Raw genomic sequence first — 18,428 nt, 5'->3', positions numbered from 1 at the left:
GATTCGGACATATCACGCGACGCGTGCCTCCGCGCGCCAAACGAAAAATGCGGCGCAAAGGTTCTGGGAGCACCCGGCCAGGCACACAATCGAGCGACATGCCCGGTCGACCTCCACATTATTTCGCCGCCGCATGCCTGCGTCGAGGATCGGTCAAGAAGAAGAACCGATTCCCAGCCCTTCGACAACCACCGCACCCGGCAGCCCCGCGAACGCCTTCCCCGGCACGATCAGCTTTCCGCGCCGCCTGCCGCTCCCGATCAGGACCCACTCCGTGTCGACCACGGCCGAGTCCACGAGCAGCGGCCAGTCGGCGGGCAGCCCGATCGGCGTGATGCCGCCGTACTCCATGCCGCTCTCGCCGGTCGCGGTGTCCATGGACGCGAACGACGCCTTGCGGACGCCCAGTTGCTTGCGGACGACGCCGTTGACGTCGACGCGCGTACTGGACAGGACGACGCACGCGGCAAGCGAAGTCTCGCCGCCGCGCTTGCCCGCCACAACCACGCAGTTGGCCGACTCGTCGAGCAGTTCCTGCCCGTAGTGCTCCACGAAGACGGCGGTGTCGGCGATCTCCGGGTCGGTGTCGACGTAGATCAGCTGCTCGGCGGGTACGTCACCCTGCCAGGCGCGCACGGCGTCGGCGACCGGCGGGATGAGCAGTTCGAGGCAGTCGGGGGCGGGCCGGGCGTCGTCGAAGTTTCCGATGGGAGCACGCATACGCATCACGCTAACAGCGGCTGCCCCGCGTGCGATCGGCCGCCTAGCGCACGGGCGGGATGGAGACGGCCATCGTCATCTCGACCGTCTCGTCACCGTCGTTGCGGTAGGCGTGCGAGACATTCGCCTCGAAGGTGGCGGACGTCCCGGCCGGCAGGGCGTGCGGTTCACCGTCGACGACGAGCGTGAGTTCACCCGCGGTGACATGGAGCAGCTCGACCGTGCCGTCGGGGTGCGGGTCGGACTCGCTGCGATCGCCGGGCATCAGCCGCCAGGCCCACAGTTCGAGTGGCCCGCGGCGCTCGGTGCCGACCAGCAGGGTGGTGAAGCTGCCGGTCGAGGTGGACCACATGCGTACGGCCTGCTCGGGGGGCACGACGCGGACCTGCGGGCCCTGCTCGTAGTCGAGGAGCGTGGTGATGCTGACGCCGAGTGCGTCGGCGAGCTTCACCGTGGTCCCCACGCTCGGATTCGTACGCGCCTGCTCAATCTGGATGATCATGCCGCGGCTTACCCCCGCGCGGGCGGCGAGGGCGTCGAGCGTGAACCCCCGCTCGCCGCGCCAGCGCTTGAGATTGCGGGCGAGCGACTGCGTGAGCTGGTCGAGGTCCGACACGTTCCGTCCAATATTCTGGATGACAGAGTTCAATAGACTGCACTATGGTGTGGTGCACCCAAACGTTCACTGCACTGTACTGCGAGGCCTGCCATGACCGCACTGTTCGCCCTGGCCACGAGCTTGTTGTGGGGCCTGGCCGACTTCGGCGGCGGGCTGCTGACACGGCGTGCGCCGGCTCTCACGGTGGTCGTCGCCTCGCAGTCGATCGCGGTGATCGTCCTCGGTGCGATCGTCATGGCCACCGGCGGCCTGCACGAGGCGGGACCGCAGCTCTGGTACGCCGTCGCGGCGGGCGTCGTCGGCCCGGTGGCGATGCTCTCCTTCTACAAGGCGCTCGCCCTCGGACCGATGGGCGTCGTCTCTCCCCTCGGATCGCTGGGTGTGGCCGTGCCCGTCGGCGTCGGCCTGATGATCGGCGAGCGGCCCGGGCTGCTCCAGTTCGCGGGTATCGCGGTGGCCGTGGCCGGCATAGTCCTGGCGGGCGGACCCGAGCTGCGCGGTGCGCCGGTGCAGCGGCAGGCGATCGGACTGACCGTGGTCGCCGCCTTCGGCTTCGGCGCGGTGATGGCCCTGATCGCCGAGGCCTCGACCACCATCACCGGGCTTTTCCTCGCGCTCTTCGTACAGCGCGTGGCCAATGTCGCGGTCGGCGGCGCGGCGCTGTACGTGTCGGCGAAGCGCGGCGGGCGGGCGCTGCCGCAGGACGGCGGAATGCGGGTCATCTGGACCTCGCTCCCGGCCCTCGCCTTTGTCGGGCTCGCCGATGTCGCGGCCAACGGCACCTACTCGATCGCCGCGCAGAACGGGCCAGTCACCGTCGCCGCCGTGCTCGCGAACCTCTACCCGGTGGTGACGGTGCTCGCGGCGCTGGTGCTCCTCAAGGAGCGGCTGCGCGTGGTCCAGGCGACCGGCGCGGGGCTCGCGCTGGTGGGCACCGTACTGCTGGCGGGCGGCTGAACGGCACTGCCGGCGGGCGGCTGAGCGGCCCGGTTCAGCTCTCCTCCAACTCCGCCAGCGCCAGCAGCTGTTCGGGCGTGACGCCGTCCGGAATCGGCACCGGGGCGGGCGTACGCAGCGGCGGCTGCCAGCCGCGGACCGGATCCCAGCTCCTCACGACCCGGGCCGGGGCCCCGGCCACCACCGAGTGGTCGGGGACCTCTCCCCGTACGACCGCTCCCGCGGCGACCACCACATTGCGGCCGAGCCGCGCGCCGGGCAGGACCACCGCGCCGGTGCCCAGCCAGCATCCGGGCCCGATTTCCACCGGTTCGGTACGAGGCCACTGCTTGCCGACGGGCTGGTGGGGGTCGTCGTAACTGTGGTTGGTCGAGGTGATGTAGACGAACGGGCCGCAGTAGGTGTCCGAGCCGATGGTCACCCTGGTGTCGGCGATGACATGGCTGCCGCGGCCGAGGACCACGCCGTCGCCCAGCGTCAGGATCGGGTCGGGTCCCAGGTCCAGATCGGGCATCATCCCCGCGGTGAGCGTGACCTGCTCGCCGATGATGCAGTGGTCGCCGAGCTCGATCCACGCCTCACCGAAGACGGTGCCCTGCGGGAAGGCGAGCCGGGTGCCGGAGCCGAGCCGGCGGAAACTCAGCCGTCCCGGGTGCTCGGCGGTGACGGCACCAGCCTCCTGCACCCAGCGCCAGCCGCGGTGGACGGCGCGTGCGAGAACGCGCCTGCGCCAGGCGGCGAGCGATGAGAACGTGTTTCTGTTCTTCGGCACCCGCACACGGTAGTCGGCCGGACCTGGCCCGATCAGAGCGGTGGGCTGTGATGTTCGCCCCACCAATGTCCAACGGGCGACGCTCTCATGCGCATTGACGGACACCCGACCGTGCCCGGGGCCGGGCCTCCCCTTGCCTCAACGAGGGCAGCCACCGAGGTGGGGATGTGGCGCACACTCGCCCGGCACATTCCGGCAACCCGGGCACAGCACCGAACGCGGGCACTCCGGCTGCCGTGATCAGACGCGGCAACGGTGCATTCCGCTTTTCGGTGCCTGGAAGCTAAGCCAGGGCGCCGACACGCGCCTATCCGTGCAGGCGATCTACGGATACGTAAATAAATCAGCCGGGCAATAAGATCAGCCGGAGCGGGAGTTCCGGGTCCGGCTCAGCTGCCGGGACTGCGATTCGAGCTTCCGCCTGGCCCGGGACACGTGCTGTTCGACCGTACGCGGCGACAGGTGCAGGGTTGCGGCGATCTCCCGGTTGGTCAGACCCGCGTTGGCCAGGTCGACGACTTCCTGCTCCCGGGGGGAGAGCTGGTCCCCGTAGCTCGGGCGGCCGCGACGGCGCTGCTCAGCCGCGGGCTGGTGGGAACGGAGTGTGGCCCGCACCCGCGCGGCATCCCAGCCCGCGCCCACATCGGTCAGTTGCTGCACGCAGGAGGCGAGGTCTTCCACCGCGCCGGCCGCGGCCCCGGCGTCCGGGCCACACTCCAGCGTGCACTGGGCGGCCGCCTCGGTGGTGAGGATCACCGCGTACGGCCGGGGCATCTCGGCGAACACGGCCGCCGCCTGGCGGAAGTGGGGTACCGCCAGGGCCTGTTCACCCGCCGTCTGCGCCAGGGCACCGCGGCACCAGTGGAGTGCCGCAGCGGCCGACGGGACGACGTTTCCCTTCAGCCCGGCCTCGAACTCGGCGACCATGTCCTGGGCGGCTGTCAGTCGGCCTGCCCGGGCGGTCGCCTCGACTGCCCAGGGCGCGAGTTCCGCCGCCCACACCCAGACGCCCTTGTCGCGCAGCCTGTCCCAGGCCGCGGCCGCCTCGGACGCCGCCGTGTCGACGTCGCCGCGGGCCAGGGCGGTGCGGATCAACGCACCGGCGGCCGCCGCCACATGCGGCAGCGGTGAGCCGATGGGCAGCGGATGCCCGTCGCCCGACAGCCAGGCCGCCATCTGCTGCCATTCGCCCTGGGCCAGGGCGAGCATGCCGAGGACGACCCGGGCGTCGGCGGCGGGTCCCGGCATGACGCCGGCCTCCGCGACGAAGGCCCGGGCCCGCCCGGACAGTCCCGTCCACCGGCCGGTGAACCAGTCCAGCAGCAGGCCGGTGCCACGCCCGTCCTGCTCGACGTAGGAGGCTCCGCTGCGGGCCGCCAGATCGAGCCCCTCCTCCAACAGATCTCCGACGCGCTGCGGATGTCCCAGCCACAGCGCGGCGTCCGCGCCGTTCACCAGGCCCCGGGCCACATGCGGCAGCCGCTCGGTGTGGTCGCTGTCGGGGTCGGTGTCGGTGCGCAGCCGTGCCAGCACGTCCCATGCCGTGGGGTCCCCGGTCTCCAGCAGCACGGCGATGGTGTTGGCCGCGACCGCCGTTCGCACTTCGGCGTCATCGCTGTGGGCAGCCAACTCCTGGACCTTCTCGAGCCAGTGCAGGTTGCGTTCCAGCGGGACCGCGGACATGACCGGCATGGCGAGCGCCGACATCGCGCGCGCGGCGAGTGCCGGCCGTTCCGCCAGCTCGCCGACCGCCTGCTCCAGTTCCACCCAGCCCTGCAGACCCATTCCCGCCTGGTTGTACAGGACCAGCCCCAGGTCGAGCCGGATCTGGCCGCGTACGGCAGGAGGCAGGGACTGGTCGTCGAGAATCTGCCGCAGCACCTGCACCGTCTGGTCGGTGTGCAGCCCCAGCACCGCGCTGTGGGCCAGCAGCGGCGCGAGCCGGGCCCGCATCTCCCGAGGGACCGCGTGGTGGGAGAGCGCGTGCTCCAGCAGGTCGATCGCGGTCTGGTGCTCACCGGCCTCTGCGCACTGCCGCGCGGCCCGCTCGACCGCCCTCAGCCAGCCGCGCAGCCGCCCGGCGCGGTGCCGGTGTTCCGCGAGGCGGGTCCAGGGCACCGGTTGGCGCTGCGCCAGCACATCGGCCGCCCGGCGGTGCATCTCCTGCCGCAGCGGCCCCGGCAGCTCCTCGTAGACGGCCGCGCCCGCCAGCGGCGAAGGGAAGCCGTACACATCCCGGCCGGTCTCCTGGAGTACCGCTCTGCGCAGGGCCGCGACGAGCGCCTGCCGACCGGTTTCGGCGGGCAGCGCGCCCACCGCGTAGAGATCCTCGTCGCTGCTGGCCTCGTCCAGCACCGCCGCGGCCCGGACGACGGCCCGGTGTTCCTCCCGCAGCGCGGCGAGGCGGCCGAGGACGAGCTCGGCCAGCCGTACGGGCGTCCCCGTGGCGTCCACGTCCTTGGCGGTGTACCGCTCCTTCGGCCCGCACACGTCCTCCAGCTGGCGCACCAGGTCGACGACAACCTGGGGCGCGCCGGCCGAGCGCTCATGGATGCGGGCGACCAGTTCCGGCGGACAGCACTCGGCGCCGAGCCGTTCCTCGACCATCAGACGCACCTGTTCGACGTCGAGCGGCATGAGGCGTATCCGCAGCAGCGACAGCCGGGCGGGGTAGGTCACGGCCCGGCCGAGGACCAGCCCGGGCTCGGCCAGTTCCTCGGGCCGGTAGGCCAGTACGGCAGCGAGCCCGGCCGGCGGCCGCTCCAGCACTCGTCGCAGCACCTCCTGGCCGTCCCGGTCGGCGCGGTGCACGTCTTCGGCGATCAGCAGCACCGGCCCGTCGGATTCCAGCAGCGGCACCAGGTCGTCGGCGAGCGCGGCGGCGTCCGGGTAGAGGCGCGGTGGCAGGGCAAGCGGGTCGTGGCGTGCCCGCCCGGCGGACTGGCCACTGCCCGCTTCCGACCGCCCCGAGCGGACTGCGTGGTGCGCGAGTGCGACGCCGGACGCGCTGAAGGTCAGCACGACGCGTGGTCGCGGGCCGGACTCCGCGGCCTCGAGCAGCTTGTCGACCAGTCGGCTCTTGCCGACTCCGGCCGCCCCCTCGATCAGCAGCAATGCCGGTTGGCGGGTGGGATGGCCGAGCGTCTGTTTCAGCCACCGTTCCCAGGCCTCGTCACTGAGCGTGCTCACCGGCTCACTCTCCTCGACATTTCCGGTCATTTCATTTCTTTACGTATCCGTACTTCAGTCTCCCCAATTGCGCTACTACCTGACGACCATGAGCGTAGAGCTGCCGCTCGGGCGTCCACCTGAGCAGAAGGAGCCGACGTGATCGCATCAGAGGAGTCATCCCACCCTCCGTCTTCCGGCCTTGTGCCACATGGCGGAATCTCGGGTCTGGCCCAGTGTGCGATGTCGGCGACACCAGAAGCGGTGCGCATGCTGCGACATTTCGCCCGCGCCGCGGCGCACCGGTGGCGGCTGGGCGACGACTTCCACGAGGCGCTGTCGGTGATCGTCACCGAGCTGGTCAGCAATGTGGTGCTGCACAGCGGCAGCCCGTGGGTCGCGGTGGCCATCAAGGTCCGCGGCAACACCCTGACGACCCAGGTCAGGGACGGCGGGCGGTGGAAGCACCGCCCGGTGCGGCGCCAGGAACCGCTGGACGCGCATGCCGACTGCGGTCATGGGCTGGGGCTGGTGGAGTCCTATGCGACCCGGACCATCACACGCCGTCTGGAAGCCGGCAGCGTGGTGGTGGCGGAGATCGTCATGCCCGCCCAACGCGGCAGGCCTTCGCCCTAGCCGCGACGCCGGGTAGACGCCGGTTAGACGCCGGGTAAGGAGGGCCGGAGGGCCCCCGGGGTCAGACGGGCACCGCGGCTCAGTCCGTCTTGGACGCCTCGCGGTGGCTTTTGGCGAGCACCAGATACATGGCGGCGTTGAGCTTGATCCCCTCGCGCTCCTCCTCGGTCAGCTCCCGCCTGACCTTGGCGGGCACGCCCGCGACCAGGGAGCCGGGCGGGACGCGCATCCCCTGAGGTACGAGCGCCTGTGCCGCGATCAGCGAACCGGCGCCGATGTGCGCGCCGTTGAGGACGGTCGCACCCATGCCGACCAGTACGTCGTCCTCGACGGTGCAGCCGTGCAGCACGGCGTTGTGGCCGACCGAGACTCGCTCGCCCACGGTGACCGGGAAGCCCGGGTCGACATGCACCGTGCAGTTGTCCTGGATGTTGGTGTCGGCGCCGAGGACGATGGGACCGCAGTCCGCGCGCAGCACGGTGTGGTACCAGACGCTGGAGCCCGCGGCCATGGTGACCTCACCGATCACGACCGACGTGGGAGCGGTGAAGGCGTCCGGGGCGATGCTCGGCTCCTTGCCGCCCACCCCCGCGATCAGCGCCTGTCCTGCCATCGCCTTCTCCTCGTTCATGGGGCGGTTCATCCCGGGCCGCTCAGTCGGCGGCGGGCACGGGCTCCGGCTCGGCGACCGCCGGACGGGCCTCCGCCTGCGCGGCCGCCTTCTTGGCGCGGCTCTTGAGCACCAGCATCGAGGTGAGCCCGATCAGCACGGCGAGGACCAGACCCAGCCAGGAGAAGCGCTTCAGCCAGGCCTCTGCGACCACGCCGACGGAGTAGATGACGGCGGTCGTGCCGCCGGCCCAGAGGATCCCGCCGAAGACATTGGCGATGAGGAACTTCCAGTACGGCATCCTCAGCACGCCCGCGAGCGGCCCGGCGAAGATACGCAGCAGGGCGACGAAGCGGCCGAAGAAGACGGCCCACATGCCCCACTTCTCGAACGACCGCTCCGCCATGGCGATCTGCGCGTCGCCGAAGTGCTTGGGGAACTTCCCGCCGAGCCAGGCCAGCAGTGGGCGTCCGCCCCTACGGCCGATGGCGTACCCGATCGAGTCGCCGATGATCGCTCCGGCAGTCGCGCAGGAGCCGAGGATGTACGGATTGATGTCCCCGTGCTGTGAGGCCAGCAGCGCCGAGCTGACAAGGACGATCTCGCCCGGCAGCGGGATGCCGAGGCTCTCGAGCCCGATGACCACCCCCACCAGGATGTAGATGCTGACCGCAGGGACGGTCTCGAGCCACTCCTGGACGTGCAACGCCGGCTCCTCCCGAGTTTGCTGGGCCTGTGCTGCCCGGCGCGCGCCCCCGTCGGCGCACGCCGGGCAGCCTACCTGGTCAGCGATGTTCCGGCGGCGGGGGCCTCAGGCGTTCGGGCGCAGCGTCCAGACGATGGTCATCACGCCGGTCACCGCGCCGTCCGCGCGCTGAATGGCGATCTCCACCGGGAACTCCGGTCGCTCGCCCGCATCCAGCTCCGCGACGACGTCCGCGATGGGACGGCCGAGGGTGGCGGTCGCCGTGACGACGCCCATCGCCAGCTTCTTGTAGCCGATCTCCGCCTTGACGGCGAGCGGCACGGCGCGCGACATCTGGTCGCCGAAGGCGGCGATGACGATAGCGCCGCTCGCGGACTCGGCGAGCGTGAACATCGCCCCGGCGTGCGGTCCGCCTACGTGGTTGTGGAAGTCGGGCTGGTCCGGCAGGCGAACGACGGCACGCTCGGCGGTGGTCTCCACGAACTCCAGGTTGAGAGTCCGGGCCATGGGGACGGTAGCGGCGAGCATCTCGCCGACGGACATCTGATCAGCGCTCATGGACGGTATGTTACCCGCGAGTAGCGCGCTTGGCCATCCCTGGACGGGGCGGCCGTAGCACCCGTGATGCCGCACCTCTATCGTTACTCGCCATGTGGCCAGGACAGCAGCCGCCCGGGGGCGAGCAGAACCCGCAGGACCAGAACCCGTACCAGCAGCCGGGGTACCAGCAGCCGAATCCGTACCAGCAGCCTGGGTACCAGCAACCGGGGTACCAGCAGCAGCCCAACCCGTACCAGCAGCCGACTGCGCCGCAGTACGCCGTGCCCGGGCAGCCGCCGGGTGGGCCCCAGCCGCCGCAGGACGGCAAGAAGAAGACGACCGTCGTCGCGATCGTCGCGGCCACGGCGGTCGTCGCGGCCGCGGTGGTCACCGGCGTCATCGTGCTGAAGGACGGCGACAAGGGCACCGACGACGGCGCCAAGGTCAGCTCCTCGAAGACGCCCGCGACGGACAAGCCCAGCCAGGCTCCCGCGTCGCCGACCGAGAACCCGCGCGGCGGCGACGAGGGCAAGCCGACCATCGCGGGCTGGAAGGTCGTCAGCAACCCGAAGCACGGCACGCAGTTCGACGTCCCTCCCGCCTGGGAGGTGGCCGGTTCGAGCATCAGCACCTTCTTCGAGGACGAGAAGAAGGGCGACGGCACGCCGGTCGTCGTCATGTCGGCCCCGGCCCACTACAAGTCCAAGTGGTGCACGTTCGACACCGACAAGGACGGCAAGCCCGAGACGTGGGGCCAGAGTTCGGTCGGCACCAAGGGCGGCAAGGGCGCCACCGACAGCGCCACGGCCGCCTACAACGAGGCCGGTAACTGGGTGTGGGCGGGCTACGCGCAGACCGAGCCCAAGGGCACCGTCAAGATCACCAAGGCCAAGCCGTACACCACCAAGTCCGGCCTCAGCGGAAGTGTCGCGACGGCCACCGCGCTCGGTGTCAAGAAGGAGAACAAGTGCGAGACCGACGGCAAGTCGATCGCATTCTCCTTCAAGGACAGCAAGGGTGACTTCAAGAGCTGGGTCCTGTACGCCAACACCGGCGTCAAGGACGAGGTCCCGGACGCGACCATCGCGCAGATCCTGAGCACGGTTCGGCTGGCGGGCACGCCCACCGGCTAATCCGTTTGGCACGACGGTCCGGCAGCGGGGATAGTCCCGAGGTGACCACTCCCGCCGCCGGACTCCGCCGCCGTGCGCACCGCCCCGAATGGGCCGGACGCAACTACACCCTGCTGACCGCCGCCGCGATCGTCACCGGCCTGGGCACCCATGGTGCGCTGATCGCGGCGGCGTTCGCGGTTCTGCAGTCCGGCGGGGACGGCGGCGACGTGGGCCTGGTCGCGGCGGCCCGCACTCTCCCCCTCGTACTCTTTCTGCTGATCGGCGGCGCGATCGCCGACCGGGTGCCACGGCACCGCGTGATGGTCGCCGCCAACGCGCTCAACTGCGTCTCGCAGGCGGCCTTCGCCGTGCTCGTGCTGGCCGGTGATCCGCAGCTGTGGCAGATGATGCTGCTGACCGCGCTCTGCGGCACCGGCCAGGCGTTCTTCAGCCCGGCCGCCGAGGGCATGCTGATGTCCAGCGTCACCGGCGACCAGGCCGGCCGGGCCTTCGCACTGTTCCGTATGGCCATGCACGGCGCGGCCATCGGCGGTGCCGCGCTCGGCGGCGCGCTGATCGCGGCGGTCGGTCCGGGGTGGGTGCTGGCCGTGGACGCCGCGGCGTTCGCGGTCGCGGGCGCGCTGCGGGCTTTCCTCGACGTCAGCCATATCCGCCCGCGCGAGCCCGGCGGCGGGCTGCTGTCCGATCTGCGGGACGGCTGGAAGGAGTTCAGCAGCCGGCCGTGGCTGTGGGGGATCGTCGCCCAGTTCTCGGTGGTCGTCGCCGTCGTCGGCGCAGCCGAGGCGGTGTACGGGCCGCTGGTCGCCCGGGACGAACTGGGCGGCGCGGGCCCCTGGGGCATTGCGCTCGCCGCGTTCGGCGTGGGCACCCTCGGCGGGGCGCTGCTGATGATGCGCTGGAAGCCCCGGCGGATGCTGCTCGCCGGGACGCTGTGCGTCTTCCCGCTGGCCGCGCCGTCGGCCGCGCTCGCCGTGCCCTTGCCTGTCGCGGGACTCGCGGCGGTGATGCTTGTCAGCGGTGTGGCGATCGAGGTGTTCGGGGTGGCGTGGATGATGGCGCTGCACCAGGAGATCCCGGAGGAAATGCTCTCCCGGGTCTCCGCGTACGACTGGTTCGGCTCCGTGGCGATGCTGCCGCTGGCCACCGCGCTCGCCGGTCCCGCGGAGAGCCTGTTCGGGCGGCGCGAGTCGCTGTGGGGATGTGCGGCGCTGGTGGTGCTGGTCACCGCCGCGGTGCTGTTCGTGCCGGACGTACGGAATCTGACCCGCCGCACCAAGGAAGTCGCGGTGGCCACTGCCGTGACGCCCTCAGCCGACGCTGAAAGCGCCGTCGGGCGGCTCGGGTGACGGCACCGCGTCCGCGTCCCGTACCGCCGTCGCGTCGCCGATGAGCCGGGTCAGCGAGGAGCCGTGTGCGACTCGCGCCGGGAAGGCGTCGGCGGCGGTGCGGCGGGCCAGGGCGGCCGTGTCGATGGGGGTGTGCGAGGCGAGCAGCAGGGCGTTGCCGAAGCGCCGACCGCGCAGCACGGCCGGTTCGGCGATCAGCGCGAGCTCGCCGAATACCGCGGCGAACGTGGCCAGTTGGGAGCGGAGGAAGGCGAAAGGCGCGCCGTCGGCGAGGTTGGCCGCGTAGATCCCGCCGGGGCGCAGGACGCGCTCCGCCGCCCGCGCGTATTCGGCCGAGGTGAGATGGGCCGGTATCCGAGAGCCGCCGAAGACGTCCGCGATCAGTACGTCCGCCGAGTCCACGGGGGCCGCCTCGACCCAGGCGCGGGCGTCCGCGCCGTGCACCTCGATGCCCGATCCCGCGGGCAGCGGCAGATGCTCGGCGACGAGCTCCAGCAGTCCGCGGTCCGCCTCCACCACGTCCTGGCGCGAGCCCGGCCGGGTCGCGGCCACGTAGCGGGGCAGGGTCAGCGCGCCGCCGCCGAGATGGAGCAGATCGAGCGGAACGCCTTCGTCCGCGGCGCAGTCGACGACATGGGCGAGGCGCTGCGTGTACTCGAACTCCAGATGGGCCGGTGCGTCCAGGTCGACATACGACTGGGGTGCGCCGTCCACCGTCAGCAGCCAGGCCCGCTCCCGGTCGACGTCGGGCATCAGTTTGGCGGTGCCGCCGTCGACGTCGCGCAGGACGGGTATCTGCTCGTTCACCGTCTCATTGTGCCCGGACATGTGCCCCGGCCGGCCACCCGTGAGGTGCGGGAGGCCGGCCGGGGCCGGATCAGACCAGCGCGGTGACGGTGCCGGCGCCGACCGTGCGGCCGCCTTCGCGGATCGCGAAGCCGAGGCCCGGCTCGAGCGGGATGTCACGTCCCAGCTCGACGGTCATGGTGACCGTGTCGCCGGGTCGCGCGAGCGCCGCCTCACCGAGGTCGACGTCCCCGACGACGTCCGCGGTGCGGATGTAGAACTGCGGCCGGTAGCCGGTGGAGACCGGGGTGGTGCGGCCGCCCTCGCGGCCCGAGAGGACGTACACCTGCGCGGTGAAGCGCCGGCTCGGTACGACGCTGCCGGGCGCCGCCACCACGTGCCCGCGGCGGACCGCGTCGCGCGCCATGCCGCGCAGCAGCAGGGCGACGTTGTCCCCGGCCTCCGCGGACTCCATCGGCTTGCCGAAGGTCTCCAGTCCTGTGACCACCGTTTCTGTGTCGGCCCCGAGCACCTGCACCCGGTCGCCGACGCGGACGGTGCCGCGCTCGACGGCCCCGGTGACGACCGTGCCGCGCCCGGTGATGGTGAGGACGTTCTCCACCGGGAGCAGGAACGGTGCGTCCGTGTACCTGACGGGCATCGGCACATAGGTGTCGACCGCGTCGAGCAGCGCCTCGACCGCCCCGGTCCAGCGTGGGTCGCCCTCCAGCGCTTTGAGTCCCGACACCCGGACGACCGGCGCGGCGTCGCCGCCGTACCCATGGGCCGTCAGCAGCTCGCGGACCTCCAGCTCCACCAGGTCGGTGAGCTCGTCGTCGCCCGCGTCCGCCTTGTTGAGCGCGACGACGATGTGGTCGACGCCCACCTGGCGGGCGAGCAGGACGTGCTCGGCGGTCTGCGGCATGACCCCGTCGAGCGCGGAGACGACGAGGATCGCGCCGTCGAGCTGGGCGGCTCCGGTGACCATGTTCTTGATGTAGTCGGCATGGCCGGGCATGTCCACATGGGCGTAGTGCCGGGTGTCGGTCTCGTACTCGACGTGCGCGATGTTGATCGTGATGCCGCGCTGCGCCTCCTCGGGCGCCCGGTCGATCCGGTCGAACGGCACGAAAGTGCCGGTCCCGCGCTCGCTGAGGACCTTGGTGATGGCGGCGGTGAGAGTGGTCTTGCCGTGGTCGACGTGGCCCATGGTGCCGATGTTGAGGTGCGGCTTGGTGCGCACGTATGCCGTCTTGGGCATGGCTGTATCCCTCGGATTTCCTCGGAACTCGAAGCGTGATGGGGACCCCTGGGCCTTGCCGACCCTCCCCCTGTGGGGTCCGCCGGACGATCCGGGAAGGGTCAGCTTCGGGCGCCGCCGAAGGGCGCTGCGGAAGCGGCGGCTGCGGCCGCTGCGGGGAATGCGGCAGCCTTCGGCGCGTCCGCGACTGCGGACGGCGCTGCGAGGAAGGCGTACCGGAACATGTCGTCGATGATCGCTCACGGCCCCGGCCGCGTCGAATGGTTTTCCGCGTACGGCAGTTCAGCAGGTCACAGATGCTTGGTGGCTTCGCGTACGGACAGCGGCGCGAGCCGGTCGCGGGCGCCGTCGACGAAGTCGCGTACCGCCTGCGGATCCGTTTTGGCGTACTCGCGCAGGCACCATCCGATGGCCTTGCGGATGAAGAAGTCGGGGTGATCGGCGCGGCGCAGACAGTAGGAGAAGAGCCGGTCGGCGTCGGTCGCGTCCTTGTAGCGGAGTTGGTGGAGCAGCGCGGTTCGCGCGACCCACAGATCGTCGTCTTCGATCCAGGCGTCCATGTCGGACTTCAGCTTGGGATCTGCGCTCACCAGCGGGCCGACGACGTGCGAGGCGAGCGCGTCGACGGTGTCCCACCAGGGGACGGTGACGACGAGCCGGCGGACGACCGGAAGGAAGCCGGACGAGCAGCGCCCCACATGGCGGCGCAGATAGTCGACGGCGAAGTAGTGGTACTCCCGCTCGGGCAGCTCCCAGCAGCGCAGGGCGATGGCCGTGCAGTCGGCCTCGTCGGGCCGCGCCATTCCTTCGACGACGGTGCGGGACAGGGCGCGCCGATCGGGTGTGCAGAGACCGAGGAAGGGCGCGACGCCCTTCATGTACGCGGCGGCCCCCGCGGCCCTGGTCGCGTCCGCGCCGGTCGGGTACACGGCGGTGAGCCTCTCCATCACGGTGTCGGCGAGATCGCTCTGCGGTGCGGCGCGGGTCATGGCGCTCACATTACGGCGATCACATCCCTTTGTCGGCTAGTCTCCCCGGATGCTCGACCCCGTCCCCAGGCCGGCATCAGGCCTCGCCGTCCGCTGCGCCCGAGCGCTGTTCTCGCCGTGGTCGCGGCTGTCGCTGCTCGTGGCCATGCTGGCCGCGGCGGCCGTGACGGTGGTGCTGTACGAGCCGCAGCGGCTGCTGTCGGCCGGCTGGCCGCCGCAGCTGAGCGGCGCCGCGGCAGTGGTGCTCTTCGGCGTCGCGTACGGGGCGTGCACGGCGGCTTTCGTGCCGCGACCGCTGCTCAACCTGGCGGCGGGCGCGCTGTTCGGCTCGCAGGCCGGCCTGGTCTCGGCGCTCGCCGGCACGGTGCTGGGCGCGGGCATCTCCTTCACGCTCGGCCGGCTGCTGGGGCAGGACGCGCTGCGGCCGCTGCTGAGGGGCCGCTGGCTGAAGGCGGCCGACACCCAGCTGAGCACGCACGGCTTCCGGTCGATGCTGGCGCTGCGGCTCTTTCCGGGCGTGCCGTTCGCCGCGGCCAACTACTGCGCCGCCGTCTCGCGCATGGGCTATCTGCCCTTCCTGCTGGCGACGGGCCTCGGCTCGATCCCGAACACGGCGGCGTATGTGGTCGCGGGCAGCCGGGCGGGCTCCCCGACCTCTCCGGCGTTTCTTATCGCGATCGGCTTCATCGTGGTGACCGGCCTTGCCGCGGGCGTGATCGCCTGGCGCAGGCGGCACCGCCTGCGGGGTCACTGATGCCCTGCGCCGTGCGCCTACGGCCGTTGTGTCTCCCCTCCCAGGTCGAACTGCCGTACGGGAAATAGCCCCTTGTTCCCCGTGACGAGGCGGTGATCAGGTGCGTTCTCCGACCGTTGGCCCCGCACCCACCCGTCAGGAGCGCCCATGGCCGATCGCAGCACCCATGCCGCTGAAACACCGAGCGAAGAACCCTCCGAGTCCGAGCAGTTACTCTTCGGCGGACCACTGCGCTACGACATGGGCTGGAACAAGCACGAAGAGGCCTTCCTCCAGCTGAACCTACGGTCCATGGTGACCCGGCTGCCCCATCTGGTGGTCACCACCGCGCAGTTGGCGTGGGAGGCGGACAAGGGGGCGCTGCGTCTGGTGGTGTTCGCCGAGATCGGCCGCGGCGTCAGCCAGGCTGTCGGGCTCATCGCGGTCAACCGTGTCCTCGCCCATCTACTGGGCGCCGGCAGCACCGCCGAGCGGCTCACCGAAGCCGCTCCGGCGCTCGCCGTGGCCGGAGCGGCGGCCCTGGCCGGCGCGCTGCTGCGGGCTCAGTCCACCGCCGGCACAGGGCAGTTGGAGCCGAAGGTGGAGCGGGTGGCCACGGAGCGGTATCTGAAGCACACCGCCAATGTCGAACTCGAGGCCGTGGAGGACGAGGAGTTCCACAAACTCCTCGACAGCGCCTCGTACGGCGCGGGTTCGGCCCGCCGCATGATGAAGTACTGCACCAACGTCATCAACGCGCTGCTGTCGCTGGTCGCCGCGGCCGGTGTTCTCGCCGTACTCCACCCCGTGCTGCTGCCGCTGCTCGTGGCGATGACACTGCCCAGCGCCTGGGCCGCGCTGTCCGTGGCGCGGCGGCGCTATGTGTCCTTCCACGCCTGGGTGCAGCATTCGCGGGCCGGCCAGCTGATCAGCCAGCTGCTGATCACCACCGAGGCCGCTCCCGAGATCCGCGTCCACAACGTCGGCCCTTTCCTGCTCCACCACTTCCGGACCATGTCCCTGTCGCAGGAGGCGGAGCAGCGCAGGCTGGCCAGGCTCGCCGCTCGTACGGGACTGATCGCGGCGGGCTGGACCGGGCTCGCGACGGCCGCCGCGTACGCCACACTCGGCGGACTGCTGTGGACCGGGGCGATGGCCCTGTCCGTCGGCGGCACGGCCGTGCTCGCCATCCGCAGCGGATCCTCCAGCCTGGAGAACCTGGTGCTGCAGGTGAACTTCATGCATGAGGAGAGCCTGTTCGTAGGCGACCTGCACCGGTTGTGCGCGGAGGCCGCCGACCGCGCGATCCCCGTGGGCGGGCTGCCGCTGCCCGCGGAACCGGCCCGGATCACCTTCGAGGACGTCGTCTTCACCTATCAGGGCAAGGACAACAAGCGGGCCCTGGACGGCGCGAGCCTGACCATCCCCACCGGCAAGATCATCGCGCTCGTCGGGGAGAACGGCAGCGGCAAGACCACCCTGGTCAAGCTGTTGTGCGGGCTCTACCGCCCCGACTCGGGCCGCATCCTGTGGGACGACGTGGACGCCACGGAGGCCGATCGGCAACAGCTCGTCTCCCGGGTGGCCGTCGTCGGGCAGGACTTCTACCGCTGGCCCTTCACCGCGGCCGTGAACATCGGCATCGGACGCCCCGAAGCGCCGCTCAGCCAGGAGCAGCTGGAGCACGCCGCTGAGTACGCGGGTGCGGACGAGCTCATCGAGGAGCTGCCGCGCGGCTGGCAGACCCTTCTCGCCCGCGGCTACAAGGGCGGCCATCAGCTCTCCGGCGGCCAGTGGCAGCGCCTGGGCCTGGGCCGTGCGCACTATCGGGCGGGCGAGATCCTCATCGTCGACGAGCCGACCTCCGCGCTCGACGCAAAGGCGGAGCAGCAGCTGTTCGAGCAGATCCGGCGGCTGGCCGACGGGGGCCAGACAGTCATCCTCATCACACACCGGCTCGGCTCGGTCCGGGCGGCGGACCTGATCCATGTGCTGGAGCGCGGCCGGGTGGTTGAGAGCGGCACCTTCGCCGAGTTGCTCTCGGACGAGGTCGAAGGCCCGAGGGTTTTCCGCGATCTGTACGGGATCCAGGCGGCGCAGTACGCAGTGGACGGGCCCGCCCTTCCCACCCAGAAAAGGCGGCAGACCGCGGACCGGGACACGGCGTCGGCCCCAACTGACGATGCCCCACAAGGCAGATCCCACGGGGGCTGACGCAGCCCCGACATCCGAGGACGCTACGCTTCCTCACAACTGGCGCATGATCGGGAACGCTACGCGCCGTCAGACCGTGATCATTTCTTGGGTGGCGTAGTTTTCCATGTCTTGGTTCGAATCATTCATCCTCGGGCTCGTCCAGGGGCTGACCGAATTCCTGCCCATCTCCTCCAGCGCGCATCTGCGGCTCACCGCCGCCTTCGCCGGCTGGCACGACCCGGGCGCGGCGTTCACGGCGATCACGCAGATCGGCACGGAGACGGCTGTCCTGATCTACTTCCGCAAGGACATCGCCCGGATCGTCTCCGCCTGGTTCCGTTCCCTCACGAACAAGGCGCTGCGCAGCGACCACGACGCGCAGATGGGCTGGCTCGTGATCATCGGCTCGATCCCGATCGGTGTGCTCGGCGTCACGTTCAAGGACCAGATCGAGGGCCCGTTCCGCGATCTGCGGCTGATCGCCACCACCCTGATCGTGATGGGCATCGTGCTCGGCATCGCCGACCGCCTTGCGGCCCGCGACGAGGCCGGCGGCAAGCACCGCGTGGTCAAGCAGCGCAAGACCCTCAAGGAACTGGGTGTCCGGGACGGTCTGATCTACGGCGTCTGCCAGGCGATGGCTCTGATCCCCGGTGTCTCCCGCTCCGGCGCCACCATCAGCGGCGGTCTGCTGATGGGCTACACCCGTGAGGCGGCGGCCCGCTACTCGTTCCTGCTGGCGATCCCGGCCGTGCTCGCATCCGGCGTCTTCGAACTGAAGGACGCGAGCGAGGGCGGGCATGTGTCCTGGCCGCATACGATATTCGCGACGATCATCGCCTTCGCGGTGGGCTACGCGGTGATCGCCTGGTTCATGAAGTTCATCACTACGAAGAGCTTCATGCCGTTCGTGATCTACCGCATTCTTCTCGGAATCTTGCTGTTCATCCTGGTCGGAACGGATGCGCTGAGCCCGCACGCGGGCGAGTCGGCCGGCTGACGCCCGCTGTCGCGATGGAGACGGCTGTCGTACCGAGGCCTTAGCCTGTCGCCATGTCGCCGTTTCCCCGCGAGTCAGAAACTGCACTGTCCGCAGCCGAGCTGAATGTCCGGATCCGTGAACTCTGGGCGGACGGCGAGCTGCCCGACGACCGGCGGCCGGAGTACGAGGCACTGGTGGTGGAGTGGGCCGCGGCGTCGCTCGAGGACGTCGAGAGCGCAGCGTGAGCACGGCGTGAGCGCGGGCTGACCGC

The 18,428-nt window shown here is 70.9% G+C and carries 18 protein-coding genes; 8 read left to right on the top strand and 10 right to left on the bottom strand.

What is annotated here, in order from left to right; all coding sequences use genetic code 11:
• Window positions 1-153: 153 nt before the first annotated feature.
• Both ACFYWY_RS09885 and ACFYWY_RS09880 read right to left on the bottom strand, forming a co-directional pair.
• Window positions 154-720: a YbaK/EbsC family protein gene (locus ACFYWY_RS09885; RefSeq protein WP_389182480.1), complete on the bottom strand. Its 567-nt coding sequence runs from the start codon at window positions 718-720 to the stop codon at window positions 154-156.
• Between the two features lie 43 nt (window positions 721-763).
• Window positions 764-1,336 (bottom strand): helix-turn-helix domain-containing protein, encoded by a 573-nt coding sequence (locus tag ACFYWY_RS09880; RefSeq protein ID WP_389182477.1) that lies wholly within the window; start codon window positions 1,334-1,336, stop codon window positions 764-766.
• A gap of 93 nt (window positions 1,337-1,429) precedes the next feature.
• On the opposite strand from ACFYWY_RS09880, the gene ACFYWY_RS09875 reads away from it, so the two are divergent.
• A complete protein-coding gene (locus ACFYWY_RS09875; RefSeq protein ID WP_389182474.1) occupies window positions 1,430-2,296 on the top strand; it encodes an EamA family transporter in 867 nt (288 codons plus the stop codon).
• A 34-nt stretch (window positions 2,297-2,330) separates the two neighbouring features.
• On the opposite strand, the gene ACFYWY_RS09870 is transcribed toward ACFYWY_RS09875, so the two are convergent.
• Together ACFYWY_RS09870 and ACFYWY_RS09865 are read right to left on the bottom strand one after the other, a co-directional pair.
• Window positions 2,331-3,068, bottom strand: coding sequence for an acyltransferase (locus tag ACFYWY_RS09870; RefSeq protein ID WP_389182472.1), 738 nt, complete (start codon window positions 3,066-3,068; stop codon window positions 2,331-2,333).
• Between the two features lie 360 nt (window positions 3,069-3,428).
• Complete coding sequence (locus ACFYWY_RS09865; RefSeq protein WP_389182469.1) at window positions 3,429-6,257, bottom strand: LuxR C-terminal-related transcriptional regulator; 2,829 nt, start codon at window positions 6,255-6,257, stop codon at window positions 3,429-3,431.
• Between the two features lie 222 nt (window positions 6,258-6,479).
• Here ACFYWY_RS09865 and ACFYWY_RS09860 point away from each other — a divergent pair, with 222 nt between their 5' ends.
• Window positions 6,480-6,872 (top strand): ATP-binding protein, encoded by a 393-nt coding sequence (locus tag ACFYWY_RS09860; RefSeq protein ID WP_389182466.1) that lies wholly within the window; start codon window positions 6,480-6,482, stop codon window positions 6,870-6,872.
• A 79-nt stretch (window positions 6,873-6,951) separates the two neighbouring features.
• On the opposite strand, the gene ACFYWY_RS09855 is transcribed toward ACFYWY_RS09860, so the two are convergent.
• From ACFYWY_RS09855 to ACFYWY_RS09845, 3 genes are all read right to left on the bottom strand, one after another.
• A complete protein-coding gene (locus ACFYWY_RS09855) occupies window positions 6,952-7,485 on the bottom strand; it encodes a gamma carbonic anhydrase family protein (protein WP_389183085.1) in 534 nt (177 codons plus the stop codon).
• A 40-nt stretch (window positions 7,486-7,525) separates the two neighbouring features.
• The gene (locus tag ACFYWY_RS09850) at window positions 7,526-8,188 is read right to left on the bottom strand and encodes a DedA family protein (RefSeq protein ID WP_389182463.1); all 663 of its coding nucleotides are present in this window, start codon (window positions 8,186-8,188) and stop codon (window positions 7,526-7,528) included.
• A gap of 105 nt (window positions 8,189-8,293) precedes the next feature.
• Complete coding sequence (locus ACFYWY_RS09845; RefSeq protein ID WP_389183083.1) at window positions 8,294-8,731, bottom strand: DUF4442 domain-containing protein; 438 nt, start codon at window positions 8,729-8,731, stop codon at window positions 8,294-8,296.
• A gap of 107 nt (window positions 8,732-8,838) precedes the next feature.
• On the opposite strand from ACFYWY_RS09845, the gene ACFYWY_RS09840 reads away from it, so the two are divergent.
• Together ACFYWY_RS09840 and ACFYWY_RS09835 are read left to right on the top strand one after the other, a co-directional pair.
• Window positions 8,839-9,861: a hypothetical protein gene (locus ACFYWY_RS09840; protein WP_389182460.1), complete on the top strand. Its 1,023-nt coding sequence runs from the start codon at window positions 8,839-8,841 to the stop codon at window positions 9,859-9,861.
• Between the two features lie 41 nt (window positions 9,862-9,902).
• On the top strand, window positions 9,903-11,210 hold the full coding sequence (locus ACFYWY_RS09835; protein WP_389182457.1) for an MFS transporter: 1,308 nt from the start codon (window positions 9,903-9,905) through the stop codon (window positions 11,208-11,210).
• On the opposite strand, the gene ACFYWY_RS09830 is transcribed toward ACFYWY_RS09835, so the two are convergent.
• The 3 genes from ACFYWY_RS09830 to ACFYWY_RS09820 all read right to left on the bottom strand — a co-directional run bounded on the left by ACFYWY_RS09830 (window position 11,172) and on the right by ACFYWY_RS09820 (window position 14,246).
• A complete protein-coding gene (locus tag ACFYWY_RS09830; protein ID WP_389182454.1) occupies window positions 11,172-12,017 on the bottom strand; it encodes a spermidine synthase in 846 nt (281 codons plus the stop codon). The two genes, ACFYWY_RS09835 and ACFYWY_RS09830, sit on opposite strands and share 39 nt — an antisense overlap.
• A gap of 70 nt (window positions 12,018-12,087) precedes the next feature.
• The gene (tuf, locus tag ACFYWY_RS09825) at window positions 12,088-13,257 is read right to left on the bottom strand and encodes an elongation factor Tu (protein ID WP_389182451.1); all 1,170 of its coding nucleotides are present in this window, start codon (window positions 13,255-13,257) and stop codon (window positions 12,088-12,090) included.
• A gap of 290 nt (window positions 13,258-13,547) precedes the next feature.
• Window positions 13,548-14,246 (bottom strand): DNA alkylation repair protein, encoded by a 699-nt coding sequence (locus ACFYWY_RS09820; protein ID WP_389182448.1) that lies wholly within the window; start codon window positions 14,244-14,246, stop codon window positions 13,548-13,550.
• 49 nt (window positions 14,247-14,295) lie between these two features.
• On the opposite strand from ACFYWY_RS09820, the gene ACFYWY_RS09815 reads away from it, so the two are divergent.
• From ACFYWY_RS09815 to ACFYWY_RS09800, 4 genes are all read left to right on the top strand, one after another.
• The gene (locus ACFYWY_RS09815; RefSeq protein ID WP_389182445.1) at window positions 14,296-15,000 is read left to right on the top strand and encodes a TVP38/TMEM64 family protein; all 705 of its coding nucleotides are present in this window, start codon (window positions 14,296-14,298) and stop codon (window positions 14,998-15,000) included.
• 147 nt (window positions 15,001-15,147) lie between these two features.
• Complete coding sequence (locus ACFYWY_RS09810; RefSeq protein WP_389182441.1) at window positions 15,148-17,193, top strand: ABC transporter ATP-binding protein; 2,046 nt, start codon at window positions 15,148-15,150, stop codon at window positions 17,191-17,193.
• Between the two features lie 106 nt (window positions 17,194-17,299).
• A complete protein-coding gene (locus ACFYWY_RS09805; RefSeq protein ID WP_389182438.1) occupies window positions 17,300-18,175 on the top strand; it encodes an undecaprenyl-diphosphate phosphatase in 876 nt (291 codons plus the stop codon).
• Between the two features lie 53 nt (window positions 18,176-18,228).
• On the top strand, window positions 18,229-18,402 hold the full coding sequence (locus ACFYWY_RS09800; RefSeq protein ID WP_389182435.1) for a hypothetical protein: 174 nt from the start codon (window positions 18,229-18,231) through the stop codon (window positions 18,400-18,402).
• Window positions 18,403-18,428: the final 26 nt, after the last annotated feature.

Source organism: Streptomyces sp. NPDC002870 (assembly GCF_042888505.1).
Lineage (GTDB): Bacteria > Actinomycetota > Actinomycetes > Streptomycetales > Streptomycetaceae > Streptomyces.
The sequence above is the reverse complement of the archived record's forward strand: the minus strand, read 5'-3'. Positions and strand labels throughout refer to the sequence as shown.